Genomic DNA, 15,092 nt, shown 5'->3' with positions numbered 1-15,092 from the left:
GGGCAGTGGCGCCGGTCGGCGGGGCCGTAAGCACGGGGGTGCACCATGGGACGGACGCTCGCACGCAAGGCAATCGTGACCCTGGCCTTGACCGTGACCGCAGTGGCGGCGGGGGCCGCACCCGCAACACCGGCCGCAGCGGCCCCGGGCATGCTCCCCGTCGGCCTGGCGAACAAGATCGTGCTGGAGCGCTCCGGCGGGTTCACCGGCGAGCAGACCGCCTTCGTGGTGGACCGCAGCACCGTCGGCGGCCGGCCCGCGCTGCGGATGGCCGGCAGCGTCAGGTTCCTGCGGCTGCGCCCCGCCTACGAGCCGAAGAACGCGTGCTGCGACCGGTACGCGTACCGCATCACGGTCACCTACCGCACCGGGTTCCACAAGACGGTGTCGACCGTGCAGGGCACCAAGGCCCCGCGGATCCTCTGGGACACGATCGGGCAGGCCGAGCGGTACGGCGTGCGCCCCTTCACGCCCCGCTGACGCCCCGGCCTCGTGCGGCGACCGCCCGGCCACCCAGTTCCAGCAGCACGTCGTCGTGGTGTCCCATCTGCACCCGCGCTGCGAAGTACGCGCCCGCTGACGGCCGTCCGACGGTGTTTTCGCAGCCGACGCCGCCCGGCCGGCGTCCCCCTCGCCGGCTTCAGGGGGTGCGCAGCCGGTCGCGGAGCCGGTAGATGTGGTCCTCGCGGTCCCGGCGTCCGGCCGGGCCGGCGCCCTCGCGGGGGATGAACGCCCCGGCGTCCGAGCGCGTCCACTCGCGCGACGCGAAGCGCTCCAGGATCTTCCACTCGCCGTCGCGGCGCTCCATCACGTCGACGTAGCGGAAGCCGCTCGTGAAGTTCAGTCTCGGGTCGTCCGACGGTGTGCCCCAGTGGACCGCCATGCCGTACGTCTCCGACAGCGCCCGATCGCCCACGACCTCCACGAGGTGGTTGGCCACCAGGTGCTGCGTGCCGTCCAGGCCGCGTACCTTCGGCTCCACCCAGGCGATGTAGTCCTCGATCGGGCCGTCGAAGCCCGTGTGGTGGTCGATCCCGCCCGGGTGGTAGCAGGACCGGACCAGCTCCATGTCCAGCCGGTCGATGCCCCGGCAGTAGCGGCACACCACCGCGCGGATCGCGTCCTCGTCAGTCATCAAACCTCCTCGGTCGAGAGCCTGGTGTGAGCCAGGCCCGCACGGCTAAGCTACCAAGCACTTGCTTGGTTAGGGAATCTGTTGGCTGGCAACGGAAGCGGGGTCGCGATGGCGCGGTTGGGCTTCAACCTCATGGGCGTCGAGGAGCTTTACGGCGGGCGGTTCTCCGGCCTGCTCGAGGCGGCCGCGCTGGCCGACCGGATGGGCGTCGACCTGCTCGTGCTGCCCGACCACGTGACGATGAGCGAGCGGGCGCACCGGGAGCGGGTCGCGCTCGGCTTCCCGTACCCGATCGCGACCAACTGGTACGAGCCATTGACCGCGCTCGCGGCCGTCGCCGGCGTCACCGGACGGGCCCGGCTCGGCACCAACGTGCTCATCGCGCCGATCCGCCCCGCCGTCCTGCTGGCCAAGCAGCTCGCCACCCTCGACGTCATCTGCGGCGGGCGGCTCGACGTCGGGCTCGGGGTCGGGTGGCAGGAGGAGGAGTACCGCACCACCGAGCGCGCGTTCGAGGGCCGCTTCGGCTACCTCGAGGAGCAGGTCGCCGTGTGCCGGGCGCTCTGGGGCGGCGGGCCCGCGGCGCACGCCGGCCGGCATCTGGCGTTCACGGACCTGCACAGCCTGCCGCTCCCCGTGCAGGGCGCCGACCTGCGGCTGTCGTTCGGCTTCAACCCCACCCCGCGGGCGATCGAGCGCATCGTGCGCCACGGGCTCGGCTGGTGGGCGGCGCCGATGCCGATCGAGGAGTTCCGGGCCGCGGTCGCCGCGATCCGCGGGGCGTGCGAGCGGGCCGGCCGGGACCCGCGCTCGGTCACCGTCACGGCCGCCACGACGCTGGTGGCGCACGAGATGACGGCCGAGGAGGCCGGCGCGGCGCCGGTGCTCCAGGAGGCGCTCCAGCTGTGGGACGCGGGCGCCGACTGCGTGATCGTGCACCCGATCGCCTTCGTCAAGGGCGCGGAGGAGCTGCCGGCCTTCCTGCAGCCCCTCCTCGAGGCGCGCGACGCTCACGCCGGCACCTCCGCAGGCTCCGGTGCCGGCGCGAGGGACCTGTGTTGATGGTGAGCGGCCCCTCCGCTCCGCTCCGGGCCGCTCACGCCGGCACCTCCGCAGGCTCCGGTGCCGGCGCGAGGGGCCTGTGTTGATGGTGAGCGGCCCCTCCGCTCCGCTCCGGGCCGCTCACGCCGGCACCTCCGCAGGCTCCGGTGCCGGCGCGAGGGGCCTGTGTTGATGGTGAGCGGCCCCTCCGCTCCGCTCCGGGCCGCTCACGCCGGCACCTCCGCAGGCTCCGGTGCCGGCGCGAGGGACCTGTGTTGATGGTGAGCGGCCCCTCCGCTCCGCTCCGGGCCGCTCACGCCTCGACGACCACCTTGAGCTGACCCGGGCGCGGGGCCGCCGCGCGGTCGTACGCCTCCTGGACGCGGTCCATCGGCAGGCGGTCGGTGACGTAGGCGTCCAGGAGCGCCGGGTGCTCCTGCAGGTACCGCTGCGCCAGCCGCAGCACCCGCGGCCGGTCCTTCGTCGTCCCGGCCCGCAGCGTCAGGTCCTTGCGGAAGAACGTGTGCATCGGCACCGGGTACACCAGGTCGTCGGGCACCCCGAAGTAGTAGACGAGCCCGCCGCCCGCCACCGCGTCGATCGCGCACGTGAGGGTGCCGACCTGGTGCCCGATGGACTCGACCACGACCTGCGGCCGGTCCTGCGGGCCGAGCGACTCCGCCCACCGGTCGCAGGACGCGTGCACGACCTCGCCGACGCCGAAGGCCGGTGCCTCGGCCGAGCGGTCCACGCGGTCGACCCCGACGACGAAGGCGCCGCGCGACCGCAGCACGTGGCTGAAGAGCATGCCGATCGGGCCCTGGCCGAGCACGGCGACCCGCTGCCCGGACACGTCGCCCATCCGCTCGACCGCGTAGATGACGCAGGCGAGCGGCTGGGCGACGATCGCCTGGGCCGGGGGCAGCCGGCCGTCGCCGGGGACGAGCGAATCGCCCTCGGTGACGACCAGCTCGGCGATCGCGTCCTGGCCCAGCGCCCAGCCGACCGCGGTGTCGCCGGGGGAGAGGCCCGGGTGGCGGGACGCGAGCACCTCCCCGACGACCTCGTGCATCGGGCAGCCCGGGCCCGGCGGCGCGCCGTCGGGATGGTTGCCCAGGCCGCCCTGGCGCTGGATGGCGCCCTTGAACAGCGGCATGTCGCTGCCGCAGATCGCGCCGGCGCGCACCCGCAGCAGCACCTCGCCGGGGGCGAGGGCCGCCGCGAGCGGCGCCGGCACGGTCACGTGGGCGAACGTCGAGGGCGCCACGAGCTGGGCCGCCCACATTTCGCGCATCACAGCACTCCTTACGTGCGCATCGACTCGACGTACCGCCGGATGACCTCGATGCCGTCGAACAGCTCGGTGAACGTCCACTCGCGCTGCGCGTCCGGGGCCGCCCGCAGCAGTGCGAGCAGCTCCTCCTCGCCGGCCGCGTTCGCGACGATCATCCGTCCGCCGCCGGCCATCGAGTACAGGCAGTCGAACGTCCCGTCGGCCAGCCGCGCCGAGATCCAGTCGACGGCCTCGTCGGCGATGCGCAGGCCCAGCTCGGGATCGACCGGACCGTGGTGCCCGATCGCCAGGTACTTGCCCATCGCTACGCCGAGACCGCGGTCTGCCGCGGCCGGTCGTCGAAGATCTGGGCGTCCGAGAGCGGCTTGTCGAAGTTGACGATCCCGCCGATCCCGGCCCAGGCGGTCTCGATCGGCGCGATGTTGGCGACCGGGAACTTGAAGTCCGGGTCGAAGATCAGGCTGGAGGGCCCGGACAGCGACTCCTCCTTGGCCTCCATCGCCTTGACGAGACCGGCCTTGACCTCCGGGTTGCTGCGGTAGTCGCCCTGCAGGTACGTGCGGCTGGTGCGGACCAGCGCGCGCAGCACGGCCGCGGCCACGTCGGGCTTCTCGGTGCGGATCCTGCCCATCCAGTAGCTCGTGATCGAGGCGGTGAACGGGATGATGAGCTTGTGCCCGTTCTTCTCGGCGGTGGTCCAGACCGGGTCGCTGAGGTTGCCGGCGTCGACGGAGCCGGACTCGAGCCCGGCCAGCAGGTCGGCGCCGCCGAGCGGGACGATCTGCACGTCCTTCACGGTGAGGTTGCAGGTCTTGAGGTACGCGGCCAGCTCGACCACGGCCGGCGAGCCCAGCCCGGTGGCGGAGCCGGTCGACACCTTCTTGCCCTTCAGGTCGCAGGCGCTGAACGTGCCGTCGGCCTTGAGCAGGGTCTTGCGCACGTAGTAGCCCTGGTGGTTGGCCGGGCTCCAGCCGACGCCGCCGCCGATGCCCTTGATGTCGGCGCCGCCCGCGATGGCGTTGAACAGGCCCGCCGACGGTGCGGCCGGGGCGAAGTCGATATCGCCCTTCTGCATGAGCACCACGAGGTTGTTCGTCTGGACGAGCTGGATATTGATCTTGATGTTTTCCTTCTTGAACTCGCCGAAGTACTCGGCGAGCAGCAGCGGCGCGTACGCCTCGATGTTGCGGAAGGGAACCGAGGCGTTGACCGTGACCTCGGTCGGCAGCGGCTTCGGCGCGGGGGTGTTCGGCCCGGTGGGGCCGGCGCTGAGCGCGGTCGTGGGCTGGTTGGCGGTCGGGCCGGCGGCGGGGGTCGTGCCGCCGTCGCCACACGCGGACAGCAGCGTGGCGGCGAGCGCGGCGACGGCGACGAAGGAACTGGCGGCTAATCGGGGCACGGCGGATTCCTTTCGTGGTGCTGGGGGGTGGTGCCGGGGGGTGGTGCCGGGGGTGTGGTGGAACGTCACAGGAGGTTGCGGTCGCCGCCCTCGATCTCGACGCGGGCCCAGGGCAGCACCAGCAGCGACACCCACTTGACGATGTTGCTCAGCAGCAGGCCCATGAGCGCGACGGCGACGATCCCGACGTACATCCGCGGCGCCTGGAAGAGCGTCCAGGAGTACCAGATGAGATAGCCGATGCCCTTGTTCGCCTGGGTGAACTCGACGCCGACCATCATGAGCACGGCGACGCTGACCGACATCCGCAGGCCGATGAACATCTGCGGCAGCGCGGCCGGGAACATCACGTGCCGGAAGGTCTGCCACGGCCCGGCGTCGAAGCTCTGCGCCACCTCGCGGTGCCCGGGGCTCACCGCCAGGAACGCGGTCATCGTACTGACCCACATGAAGAAGAACACCGTCATGCCGATGGCCACGTTCAGGGCGGTGTCGGTGAGCCCGAAGATGAGCAGCAGCAGCGGGAAGACGGCCAGCTTCGGCACCGTGTAGAGGGCCGAGAGCAGCGGCTCCAGCGTGGCCCGGACCCAGCGGGAGGCGCCGAGCGCGACCCCGGCGGCCACGCCCGTCACCACGCCCATGCCGCAGCCGATGAGCACCCGGGTCAGGCTGACCCACAGGTGCTGGAACAGCTCGCCGCTGCTGATGAGCTCCAGCGCCGCGTCCCAGACCTTCGTCGGGGCGGGGAAGAACAGCGGGTTGATCGCGCCGCTCGTCGCGGCGATCTGCCACACCACGAACAGCACGATCGGCGCGCCGAAGCCCAGCACGATCTCGGCGACGCGGCGGTTGCGCCGCCGGCCCGCGGCCCGCTCCGGCGACGCCGAGGCCTCGCGGCGGACCAGGCGCGCGTCCGGCGGGGCGAGTTCGGTCACCTGGGTCACGACTGCTCCTTTCCGGATGCCAGCGAGGCCTGGACCTCGTCGCGCAGGACGTCCCAGACGTTCTGGTGCAGGGCCGCGAACTCCGGCGTGCCGCGCAGGTCGCTCGGGCGGGGCCGCTCGAAGGGGACCCGGATGTCGCTGACGACCCGGCCGGGCCGCGCCGACACGACCACCACGCGGTCGCCGAGCACGAGGGCCTCCTCGAGGCTGTGGGTCACGAAGATGACGGTGCGCCGGTCCTCCTCCCAGACCTTGAGCAGCACCTCCTGCAGCACGACCCGCATCTGCGCGTCCACGGCCGCGAACGGCTCGTCCATGAGCAGGATCTGCGGTTGTACGGCCAGGGCCCGCGCGATCGACACGCGTTGGCGCATGCCGCCGGAGAGCGTCGCCGGATACGCCTTCTCGAAGCCCGCGAGCCCCAGCCGGCGAATCCAGTCCGTCGCCCGCGCGTTGGCCTCCTTGCGCGGCACCTTCGCCATGTCCAGCCCGAACCGCACGTTCGCCAGCACCGTCTTCCACGGCAGCACGCCGTAGTCCTGGAAGACCATCGACGTCGCCGCCCGGCCCCCGTCGAGCCAGAGGTCCAGGGTGCCCGCGGTCGGCGGCAGCAGTCCGTTGACGACCCGCAGGAACGTCGACTTGCCGCAGCCGGACGGGCCGACCAGGCAGACGAACTCGCCGTCCGCGACCGTCAGGTCGAGCGGGCCGAGGGCGTGCACCCTCTGCTTGCCGGAGATGAACTGCCGCTCCACGCCCGACGCGCGCAGCTTGGCGCCGGGCGGGATGCCGGGCGGCGATGGCGGGGCCGCCGGCCGTGTCTGTGTGTCCACGGTGCTCCTTCTGGGGTGTGGGTCAGCCGAACCACTGACCGGCGTTCACGTCGAGCGTCTGGCCGGTCACGCCGGCCGAGGCCGGGGAGGCGAAGAAGGCGGCCACCGAGGCCACCTCGCGGGCCGTCACGAACCGGCCCAGGCAGGTCCCGGCCTCGGCGGCGCGCCGGGGCCCCGGGCCGCCGAAGAACGCCTCGAGGTTGTCGGACTCGATGTAGCCGGGCACCACGGCGTTGACCCGGATGCCGTCCGGGCCGAGCTCGCGGGCCAGGACCTGGACCAGCGTGAGCATGGCGGACTTCATCGCCGCGTAGATGCCCGAGCCCGGGTGGGGCATCCGGGCGGAGATCGAGCTGATCAGCACCACCGATGCCGATCGGCCCCGCATCAACGGCAGGAGTTCGTACAGCAGGTTGGTGGCCGACAGGAGGTTGCCGTCGACCGCGGCGTGCCAGTCCGCGGCCGTGCGCTCGCCCAGCGATCCCAGCGGCGGGCGGGCGAACGCGTTGTGCACCAGGACGTCGACGGCACCGAATCGCTCGCCGATGCGCCGCGCCGCCTCGGCGCACCGGGCCCGCTGCGTGAGGTCGGTGGGCAGGCACAGCGCGCCCGGCTCGGTCGCGGCCACCTCCTCCAGGGTGGTGGCGCGGCGGGCCAGCAGGGCCAGCCCGGCCCCGGCCGCGGCGAAGGTCAGGGCGAGCTCCCGGCCCAGTCCCGGGCCGACGCCGGCGATGGCGGCGGTGCGTCCGCTCAGGTCCACGCGGCCACCACCTCGTCCACAGTGGACAGCCAGGCCAGGTGGCGCAGGCTGTAGCGCAGGACGTCCGCGGCGTACTCGGGCGGCGAGCCGGCCACCGCGTCGGTGGGGACGACGACGTTGTACCCCAGCCCGATCGCCTCCACCGAGGCGCCCGGAATGCCCATGTTCAGTGACACCCCGACCAGCACGACGGTGCGCACCCCGAGCCCGCGCAGGGTGGCGTCGAGCTCGGTGCCGGTGAACGGGGTCACGCCGTGATGCCGCTCGACCGTCACGTCGCCGGGCTCAGGCCCCAGCTCCGCCAGCACCTGAGCGGAGACCGAGCCGACGCGCAGGTTGTCCCCGGGCGCCGCCTCGGCGCGGCGCAGGATCGGGGCGTTGGCGCCCGCCGGGCGGCCGCCGGGCCGGTGGGCCACCGTCGCGTGGACGACCGGCACCCCGGCGCCGCGCGCCCCGGCCAGCAGGCGGCGCACGGAGTCGACGCCGCCGGCGGCCCGCAGCTGGTCGCCGAGGTCCGGCACCAGGCTCTCCGGGCCGACGATGCCCCGCTGCAGCTCCATCGTCAGCACGGCGGTGCCGCCCGGCCGGACCAGGTCGGGATCGAGTCGGCGGGTCATGTCGCCACCCCCACGGAAACGGTGCGGCGCGCCGCGGCGGCGGCCTGGATCGCCTCGACGACACGCAGCACGGACAGGCCGTCGGCGAAGGTCGCGGGGCGGGGGAAGCCGGGCGCCGGCGGCTCGCCGGGGTGGTCGAGGCGGCGGTACAGCCAGCGCGCGAGACCGGTGTAGGCGGCGATCTCCAGCGCGGTCCACGGCCGCGGGTCGGCCGCGTCAGTGGGCGGCGGCGGGGGCGCCTGCGGGGTGAGCCGGCGGGTGCCGTCCGCGGTCGCGAGGTAGGCGTGACCGTCCACGATGGACACGGTGCCCGCGGTGCCGGCGACCCGGGTCACCTCGACCGGCTCGCCCCAGGCCGCCGCGCACTCCTGCAGCACCGCGGTCGCGCCGGACTCGGTGCGCAGCAGCACGCCGTAGCCGTCGTCGGCCGCACCGGCCGGCCGCGGCACCGCCTGGCCGAGCGTCGCCGCCACCTCGGCGATCGGGCCCAGCCAGAGCTGGAGCTGGTCGATGAGGTGGGTGCCGTTCGCGCGCAGCCAGCCGCCGCCGCGCGCCGGGTCGAACCACCAGCCGGGCGCGCCCGCGTCCGCGGCGGCGAGGATCGGGTAGGAACGGATGATCGTGGCCGTGTGCGGGCGGCCGACGAGGCCCGTGGCGATCGCGTCCCGGACCGCCTCGACCGCCGGGTCCCAGCGGAACTCGGTGCCGACGAGCGCCACCAGCCCGGCCGCCGCGGCCGCCGCCGTCACCGCCTCGGCCTGCCCGGCGGTGAGCGCCAGCGGCTTCTCGCAGATCACGTGCCGGCCCGCGGCGATCGCCAGTGCGGCCAGCTCGGCGTGGGTGTCGGGCGGCGTGGCGATCGTGACGACGTCGGCGGCGGTGGCCTCCAGTGCCGCCGCGAGCGAGTCGAAGCCGGCCGCGACCCCGATCCGCGCGGCGCGGCGGGCCGTGCGCCCGGCGTCCGAGCCGACGAGCGCGGCCACCTCGAACCCGGCCGCGCGCAGGGCCGGCACGTGCACGCGCAGGCCGAAGCCGGTGCCGGCGACGATCGCCCGGCGGCCCACGTCAGGCCCCGTCCGCGGGGAGCCCGAGCACCCGCAGGGCGTTGGTGCGCAGGAACTTCTCCCACACGTGCTCGTGCAGCGGCAGGTCGTCGAGCTCGGTGAAGATGCGCTCCAGGGACAGGCCCATCGGGAAGTAGCCGGCGTAGAGGACCTTGTCCGCGCCGCGGGTGTTGGCGAAGTCGATGATCGCCTTCGGGTAGTAGCGGGGGGCGAAGGCGCTGGTGGAGTAGTACAGGTTCGGCCACTTCAGCAGCAGCTTGACGGCCAGGTCGACCCACGGCTCGCAGCCGTGGCGGGTGACGAAGCGCAGCTCCGGGAAGAACCAGCAGACCTCGTCGATGAGGGCGACGTCCTGGGCGCCGAACGGCACCCGGGGCCCGGGCACGCCGGCGCAGACGAAGATCGGGATGTCCAGGTCGATGCAGGCGGCGTAGAGCGGGTAGAAGCGCTTGTCGTTGATCGGCACCGGCGGGTTGCAGCCGCTGGGCATCGCGCTGGCGGCCACGACCCCCAGCTCCTCGACCGCCCGCCGCAGCGCGCGCACGCCCTCCATGCCGGCGTTGGGGTCGACGGGGAACGCGCCGAGGAACCGGCCGGGGTGCTCGCGCAGCGCCGCGACCGACAGTTCGTCGTCGAAGCTCACGGTGATCATGCCGCGCTCGACGCCCCAGCGGTCCATCTCCAGCAGCACGGCCTTGGCCCCGTCGGAGCTGAACCGCTCGCCGGGCAGGCTCTTGTACATGTACTCGGCGGGGAACCGGTAGGTCTCCCGGCTCTCGGTGTCACGCAGCTGGCTGCCGAGGAAGCGGCGCCAGCTGTTGTCGCCGGGTCCCTTGGGGATGCCCATCATCAGGTCGACGACACCGATGTCGGTGGGCCGGGGCGTCACGGGCATCGCTCACCACCCCCGGAAGACGGGGTCGCGCTTCTCGGCGAAGCTGCGCAGCCCCTCGGCGCTGTCCTCGGTCCACACGTTCATGGCCACGGCCATCTCCTCCCGGTCGAACGCCGCGACCCGGTCCGAGTCCAGCGACTGGTTCAGCAGGCGTTTCGCCAGGCCGATGGCGACGGTCGGCCCGGCGGCGAGCCGGGCCGCGAGGGCCCCGGCGGCGGCGTCGAGCGCGTCGGGCTCGACCACCTGGTGCACGATCCCGAGCCGTTCGGCGTCCGCCACCGACAGGTCGCCGCCGAGCAGCAGCAGCCGCTTCGCCGTGTGCAGGCCGAGGATGCGGGGCAGCAGGTACGCCGCCCCGGCGTCGGGCACGATCCCGCGGGTGATGAACAGCTCGGCGAACCGGGCCCGGCTCGAGGCCACCACGAAGTCGGCGGCCAGGGCGAGCTGGGCACCCATGCCCGCGGCGACCCCGTTGACGGCGGCGATGACCGGCTTGGGGCAGTCGAGCACCGCGGCGATGAGCGCCTGGGCGCTGCGCACGGCGGGCCCCGTGCCGCCGACGACCTTGGCCCGCGCCGAGCCGGTACCGCTGAGGTCGCCGCCCGCGCAGAAGGCCCGGCCGGTCGCCGCCAGCACGACCGCCCGCACCTCCACGGCCGCGCCCGCCTCGGCCAGCAGCGCGATGACCCGTTCCCGCTGCGGCGGCCCGAGGGCGTTGCGCTTCTCCGGGCGGTTGAAGACGATCCGGGCCACGCCGTCCTCGACGGTGCGGGTCACCTCCTCCTCGGCGCTCATGCCCGGCTCCGGGGGAGGCCGAGGTGGCGCTCGGCGATGATGCCGCGCTGGATCTCGCTGGTGCCCGCGTAGATCGTGGTCACGACCGAGTGCCGGAACTCGTGCTCGATCCAGCCGTCGGCCGGTGCCCCGGTGCCGTGCCCCGCGAGCAGCCCGTCCGCGCCGAGCACGTCCTCGAAGGACGCCGCGGCCCGCATGAGCGCCTCCGAGCTGAACAGCTTGGCCAGCGAACCCTCGGTGTGCGGCAGGACGTCGCGGGCGGTGAGCCAGGTCATCCGGTAGCCCATGAGCCGGCTCACCTCGAGGTCGGTGCAGGCCCGGGCCAGCGCGGCGCGGACCTCGGGCCGCTCGATGGGCGGCGAACCGTCGGGGCCGGGGGTCCGGGCCCAGGCGACGGCCCGCTCGACCAGGTGCAGCAGGTGCCCGGCGGCGGCCGGCTGCCGCTCGAACGCGAGGGCCACCATCATGACGTCCCACCCGCCGTCGACCTCGCCGACGCGGGCGCTGTCGGGGACGCGGACCCGCTCGTAGAAGGTGGCGTTGGTGCGCTCGCCGCCGAGGGTCGGCACCGGGCGGATCTCGACGCCCTCGGCGTCCAGCGGCACCAGGAACATGGTCAGGCCCCGGTGCTTGGGCACGTCGGGGTTGGTCCGGGCGAGCAGGAAGACGTGGCTCGCCTCGTGGGCCATGGTGGTGAACATCTTCTGCCCGTCGATGACCCAGCCGTCGCCGTCGCGGGTCGCGCGGGTGCGCGCGGCGGCGACGTCGGAGCCCGAGTCCGGCTCCGAGTAGCCGAGGCTCATGAGGGCCGCGCCGCTCAGGATCGCCGGGATGACCTCGCGCTTCTGCTGCTCGGTGCCGACGATCTGCAGCGTCTTGGCGACCAGCTCGGAGATGAGCCAGCCCTCGATCGGGATGCCGGCCCGGGCGAACTCCTCGTTCAGCGTCGCCATCTCGAACGGGTCGCGGCCCTGCCCGCCCTGCTCGACCGGCCAGGCCGCGGCGAGCCAGCCGCGCTCGGTCATCGCCCGGTGCACGTCCCAGCTGTGCAGGGTGCCGGAGTCGTGCACGGCGGCCGAGGTCGACTCCGGCAGCCCGGCCAGGAACGCGCGCACCTCGGCCCGGAACCGCTGCTGCGCCGGGGACAGTTCGAAGTCCATCAGCCCCGCCCCTCGTCGGCGTCGTCGATGTCGTGCAAGGCGAGGTCCACGACGGCGTCGACGGCCGCGCGCTCGCCGCCGCCGAGGAGGTCGAGGGCCTTGGCGCGGCGGAAGTACAGCTGGATGTCGTACTCCATCGTGTACCCGTAGCCGCCGTGCGCGTGCAGGCTCCGGTCGGTGGCCCGGCGCGCGGCCCGCCCGGCGAACGCGACCGCCATCGCGGCCAGCCCGCGGCGGCGCCCGCTGCCGGTGTCGCCCGCCCACGCCGCCTCCAGCACCAGCAGCTCGGCCCCGTCCACGAGGGCCGCCGCGTCGGCGAGCTGGTGGGCGAGGGCCTGGAACGAGCCGATCGGGCGGCCGAACTGATGGCGGGTCCTGGCGTAGTCGACGCCGAGGCGCAGCCCCGCCGCCCCGACGCCGGCGAGGGTGGCGGCGGTGAGCACCCGCCAGTCGGCGAGAGCGTCGGCGAACGCCTCGGCCGCGTCCGCCCCGGACGCGAGCACCGTCGCGCCGGCCAGGTCGACGTGGCCGAGGGCCAGCCCGGCCAGGGTCTGCTTGGGGGCGTCGACGCCGGCGCCGGGCACGGAGGCCACGAGCCGCCCGTCGTGCCAGGCGAGCACCCGGTCGGCGACCGCGGCCCACGGCGCCGTCCGGGCGACGCCGGCCGCGGCCGGGCGGGGCGCGAACGTGACCAGTCCGGTGAGGTCGGCGCGGCCGAGGCGGTCGAGCAGCCGGGTCGCGACCAGGGTCTCCACCAGCGGCGCGGAGGCGAGCGCGGCCCCCGCGGCCCGGGCGGCGACGGCGAGATCGGCCAGCCCGGCCGGGGTCGCCTCGCGGGCGCCGGCCAGGTGGGGGAAGCCGAAGTCGCCGAGCACCGCCCACAGCGCCGGGTCGAAGCCGAGCGGCTCGGCGGCCCGGACCCGCTCCGGGGTGGAGTGGTCGGCGAGCAGCGCGGTGAGGCCCGAGCGCAGGTCGAGCTGGTCCGTCGAGAGGGAGAAGTCCATCATCGCAGCCGCCACCGGGGCCGGTCGCCGGAGCGGAAGGTCTGCTGGCCGGCGGCGAGGGCGGCCGGGTCGGTGCCGGCGGCGACCAGCGCGTGCGCGACGCCGAGGGCCTGACCGGGGGCCATCTCCGAGCCGATCCAGATGGAGCGCAGGGTCGCCTGCACCGCGAGGGGCGGCAGCGCGGCGATGGTCCCGGCGACCGCCGCGGCGGCGTCGCGCAGCCGATCGCCGGGCACGACCTCGGAGACCAGGCCGACCTCGAGTGCCCGCCGGGCCGACATCCGCTCGGCCGACCCGAGCAGGGCCAGGCGCAGCACCTCGCCCAGCGGCATCCGGCGCAGCAGGTGCAGCGGCTCGAACACGGCCGGCATGCCGAACGTGGTGTGCGGGTCGAAGAACGTGGCGGTGTCGGCGGCGATGATGATGTCGGCCTCGCCGAGCAGGTAGAAGGCGCCGCCGCAGGCGATGCCGTTGACCGCGGCGACGACCGGCTTCCACAGGCCGCACGACTTGGGGCCGAGGAAGTCGCCGACGTCGGCGCGCAGGAACGGGCTGCTCGCCGTGAGCAGGGCGGCCTCGCCGTCGTCCGGGCCCTCGATGGAGTCCGGGCCCTCGGTGGAGTCCGGGCCGCCGGCGGGAGCCCGGCCGTCGGTGGGAGCCCGGCCGTCGGTGGAGTCGGGGCCGTTGGAGGAGTCGGGGCCGTTGGTGGAGTCGGGGCCGTTGGAGGAATCCAGGCCGGAGCGGTCGTACCCGGTGCAGAAGGCCCGGTCCCCGGCGCCCGTGACGACGACGGCCCGGACGTCGTCGTCGAGCCGCAGCCGCGCCCAGAGGCCGGCGAGCTCCCGCAGCATCGTGTCGTTGAAGGCGTTCAGCACCTCGGGGCGGTGCAGCTCGACCCACGCGACCCCGCCGTCGAGGCGGACCCGGAGCGTCGAGTGCTCCGCGTCGCCATTCGCCTGGGGTGTGTTGTGCATCACAGCGCGAAGGTTATAAGGTTATACCCTTAGCGTCAAGGGAGGTGGTCGAGGTGCGGGTGTTCACCGACGCGGCGCTGCGGGAGCTGTCCCGCTCGCCGCGGGCCCGTCTGCAGCGCCGGCTCGCCCCGCCGAACGTGCCCGGGCCGGACGTGCCCGGGCCGGACGTGCCCGGGCCGGACATGCCCGGACCGGACGTGCCCGGACCGGACGCGGCCGGGCTGGACGCGGCCGGGCTGGACCTGGCCGGGCCGGACGTGGCCGGGCCGGACCTGACCGGGCCGGACGTGGCCGGGCCGGACCTGACCGGGCTGCGCGACGAGCTGGCGCAACTCGAGGGCGAGCACCGTGGCCAGCGCGAGCGCTACCTCGACTGGATCACGACGATCCTCGGCACCGCCGCCGAGCGCCACGGCCGCTCGGGCCTGCGACTTCTGACCGGTCGGACCTTGACCTTCTTCGCCGCCTACCCCGGCGTCGAGCCGGTGCGGGACGACCTGCCGCCCCCGATGGCCGACGAGGTCGCCGCGGCCGCGGCCCGCGGCGACGCCGACGGGGCGCTGGCCGTGTTCGACCGCCGGGAGGCCGAGTGGCGCTCGGTCATCGACGTGCTGCGGGACTGGCTGTCCGCCCTGCTCTCCCAGGTGTACGCCGAGTGGGGCCCGGACGAGCTCGAGGCGTTCCACCGCCGCCGGGGCGAGGACGCCCTGCGGGGGCTCATGGCGGACATCGACCGGCCCCCCGGTGAGCGCCTGGTGAACCTGGTCCGCCTGCTGCAGGGCCACTTCACCGACCTCGACGTCACCGAGGACGACGAGAAGTTCACCATCGTGCAGGACCCGTGCGGCACCTGCGCCCGGCAGGTCCTCGACGGCCGGTTCGGGGCCGGGCTCGGCCTGGCCGTCGTCGGCGACGAGCACCGGGTCGCCTGGGGCGGGCGGCCGACCACCATCTACCGCACCCACGTGCCGATCTGGCACGTGGAGATGGCCCGCGAGCGGCTCGGCGCGCCCTGGCCGGTCAACCGGTGCCCGTCCGGCCTCGACGGCGGCGCCTGCACCATCTTGCTCTACAAGGACCCGCGCGACCCGTCCGCCGCGGCCCGGGTGCCCCGCGCATCCGCCGAGCCCGCGTGACGCGACGCGACCATCCCCCGCAACGAAGGGCCCGAGACATC

General features: G+C 74.5%; 17 protein-coding genes. 3 read left to right on the top strand and 14 right to left on the bottom strand.

The genetic code is table 11. The features are described 5' to 3' along the window. The first annotated feature begins 93 nt into the window (after window positions 1–93). Window positions 94–480, top strand: a complete 387-nt coding sequence (locus ACQP1P_RS26575) for a hypothetical protein (RefSeq protein WP_433073995.1) — start codon at window positions 94–96, stop codon at window positions 478–480. A 160-nt stretch (window positions 481–640) separates the two neighbouring features. On the opposite strand, the gene ACQP1P_RS26570 is transcribed toward ACQP1P_RS26575, so the two are convergent. Continuing rightward, window positions 641–1,135: a nuclear transport factor 2 family protein gene (locus ACQP1P_RS26570; protein WP_433073992.1), complete on the bottom strand. Its 495-nt coding sequence runs from the start codon at window positions 1,133–1,135 to the stop codon at window positions 641–643. 108 nt (window positions 1,136–1,243) lie between these two features. On the opposite strand from ACQP1P_RS26570, the gene ACQP1P_RS26565 reads away from it, so the two are divergent. Further along, the gene (locus tag ACQP1P_RS26565) at window positions 1,244–2,197 is read left to right on the top strand and encodes a TIGR03619 family F420-dependent LLM class oxidoreductase (protein ID WP_433073989.1); all 954 of its coding nucleotides are present in this window, start codon (window positions 1,244–1,246) and stop codon (window positions 2,195–2,197) included. A 292-nt stretch (window positions 2,198–2,489) separates the two neighbouring features. Here ACQP1P_RS26565 and ACQP1P_RS26560 read toward each other — a convergent pair whose 3' ends face one another. From ACQP1P_RS26560 to ACQP1P_RS26500, 13 genes are all read right to left on the bottom strand, one after another. Next, window positions 2,490–3,470 (bottom strand): alcohol dehydrogenase catalytic domain-containing protein, encoded by a 981-nt coding sequence (locus tag ACQP1P_RS26560; RefSeq protein ID WP_433073986.1) that lies wholly within the window; start codon window positions 3,468–3,470, stop codon window positions 2,490–2,492. An 11-nt stretch (window positions 3,471–3,481) separates the two neighbouring features. Further along, complete coding sequence (locus ACQP1P_RS26555) at window positions 3,482–3,772, bottom strand: hypothetical protein (RefSeq protein WP_433073983.1); 291 nt, start codon at window positions 3,770–3,772, stop codon at window positions 3,482–3,484. Between the two features lie 2 nt (window positions 3,773–3,774). Then, the gene (locus ACQP1P_RS26550; protein WP_433073980.1) at window positions 3,775–4,869 is read right to left on the bottom strand and encodes an ABC transporter substrate-binding protein; all 1,095 of its coding nucleotides are present in this window, start codon (window positions 4,867–4,869) and stop codon (window positions 3,775–3,777) included. A 65-nt stretch (window positions 4,870–4,934) separates the two neighbouring features. Further along, window positions 4,935–5,813, bottom strand: a complete 879-nt coding sequence (locus ACQP1P_RS26545) for an ABC transporter permease (RefSeq protein WP_433073977.1) — start codon at window positions 5,811–5,813, stop codon at window positions 4,935–4,937. Further along, complete coding sequence (locus ACQP1P_RS26540; protein WP_433073974.1) at window positions 5,810–6,646, bottom strand: ABC transporter ATP-binding protein; 837 nt, start codon at window positions 6,644–6,646, stop codon at window positions 5,810–5,812. The genes ACQP1P_RS26545 and ACQP1P_RS26540 overlap by 4 nt, the downstream gene beginning before the upstream one ends. A gap of 22 nt (window positions 6,647–6,668) precedes the next feature. Continuing rightward, window positions 6,669–7,406: an SDR family oxidoreductase gene (locus ACQP1P_RS26535; protein WP_433073971.1), complete on the bottom strand. Its 738-nt coding sequence runs from the start codon at window positions 7,404–7,406 to the stop codon at window positions 6,669–6,671. Continuing rightward, on the bottom strand, window positions 7,397–8,023 hold the full coding sequence (locus ACQP1P_RS26530) for an isochorismatase family cysteine hydrolase (protein ID WP_433073968.1): 627 nt from the start codon (window positions 8,021–8,023) through the stop codon (window positions 7,397–7,399). Before ACQP1P_RS26530 ends, ACQP1P_RS26535 begins: the two co-directional genes overlap by 10 nt. Beyond that, on the bottom strand, window positions 8,020–9,087 hold the full coding sequence (locus ACQP1P_RS26525; RefSeq protein WP_433073965.1) for a Gfo/Idh/MocA family protein: 1,068 nt from the start codon (window positions 9,085–9,087) through the stop codon (window positions 8,020–8,022). The genes ACQP1P_RS26530 and ACQP1P_RS26525 overlap by 4 nt, the downstream gene beginning before the upstream one ends. A 1-nt stretch (window position 9,088) precedes the next feature. After that, window positions 9,089–9,982, bottom strand: coding sequence for an amidohydrolase family protein (locus ACQP1P_RS26520; protein ID WP_433073962.1), 894 nt, complete (start codon window positions 9,980–9,982; stop codon window positions 9,089–9,091). Window positions 9,983–9,985: 3 nt separating this feature from the next. Next, window positions 9,986–10,777, bottom strand: coding sequence for an enoyl-CoA hydratase/isomerase family protein (locus tag ACQP1P_RS26515; protein WP_433073959.1), 792 nt, complete (start codon window positions 10,775–10,777; stop codon window positions 9,986–9,988). After that, window positions 10,774–11,937, bottom strand: a complete 1,164-nt coding sequence (locus ACQP1P_RS26510; RefSeq protein ID WP_433073956.1) for an acyl-CoA dehydrogenase family protein — start codon at window positions 11,935–11,937, stop codon at window positions 10,774–10,776. The genes ACQP1P_RS26515 and ACQP1P_RS26510 overlap by 4 nt, the downstream gene beginning before the upstream one ends. Beyond that, window positions 11,937–12,944, bottom strand: a complete 1,008-nt coding sequence (locus ACQP1P_RS26505; RefSeq protein WP_433073953.1) for an acyl-CoA dehydrogenase family protein — start codon at window positions 12,942–12,944, stop codon at window positions 11,937–11,939. The genes ACQP1P_RS26510 and ACQP1P_RS26505 overlap by 1 nt, the downstream gene beginning before the upstream one ends. Continuing rightward, window positions 12,941–13,915, bottom strand: coding sequence for an enoyl-CoA hydratase/isomerase family protein (locus tag ACQP1P_RS26500; protein WP_433073950.1), 975 nt, complete (start codon window positions 13,913–13,915; stop codon window positions 12,941–12,943). Before ACQP1P_RS26500 ends, ACQP1P_RS26505 begins: the two co-directional genes overlap by 4 nt. 44 nt (window positions 13,916–13,959) lie before the next feature. On the opposite strand from ACQP1P_RS26500, the gene ACQP1P_RS26495 reads away from it, so the two are divergent. Next, window positions 13,960–15,051 (top strand): hypothetical protein, encoded by a 1,092-nt coding sequence (locus tag ACQP1P_RS26495; protein WP_433073947.1) that lies wholly within the window; start codon window positions 13,960–13,962, stop codon window positions 15,049–15,051. The last annotated feature ends 41 nt before the right edge of the window (window positions 15,052–15,092 follow it).

Source organism: Dactylosporangium sp. CA-052675, from assembly GCF_050947935.1.
Classification (GTDB): Bacteria; Actinomycetota; Actinomycetes; order Mycobacteriales; family Micromonosporaceae; genus Dactylosporangium.
This window is presented reverse-complemented; position numbering and strand designations above follow the sequence as displayed.

Coding starts and splice junctions, on each gene's coding strand:
- ACQP1P_RS26560 (WP_433073986.1), bottom strand. CDS start 3,470: ATGCGCGAAATGTGGGCGGCCCAGCTCGTGGCGCCCTCGACGTTCGCC.
- ACQP1P_RS26515 (WP_433073959.1), bottom strand. CDS start 10,777: ATGAGCGCCGAGGAGGAGGTGACCCGCACCGTCGAGGACGGCGTGGCC.
- ACQP1P_RS26505 (WP_433073953.1), bottom strand. CDS start 12,944: ATGATGGACTTCTCCCTCTCGACGGACCAGCTCGACCTGCGCTCGGGC.
- ACQP1P_RS26510 (WP_433073956.1), bottom strand. CDS start 11,937: ATGGACTTCGAACTGTCCCCGGCGCAGCAGCGGTTCCGGGCCGAGGTG.
- ACQP1P_RS26570 (WP_433073992.1), bottom strand. CDS start 1,135: ATGACTGACGAGGACGCGATCCGCGCGGTGGTGTGCCGCTACTGCCGG.
- ACQP1P_RS26520 (WP_433073962.1), bottom strand. CDS start 9,982: ATGCCCGTGACGCCCCGGCCCACCGACATCGGTGTCGTCGACCTGATG.
- ACQP1P_RS26565 (WP_433073989.1), top strand. CDS start 1,244: ATGGCGCGGTTGGGCTTCAACCTCATGGGCGTCGAGGAGCTTTACGGC.
- ACQP1P_RS26555 (WP_433073983.1), bottom strand. CDS start 3,772: ATGGGCAAGTACCTGGCGATCGGGCACCACGGTCCGGTCGATCCCGAG.
- ACQP1P_RS26530 (WP_433073968.1), bottom strand. CDS start 8,023: ATGACCCGCCGACTCGATCCCGACCTGGTCCGGCCGGGCGGCACCGCC.
- ACQP1P_RS26500 (WP_433073950.1), bottom strand. CDS start 13,915: ATGCACAACACACCCCAGGCGAATGGCGACGCGGAGCACTCGACGCTC.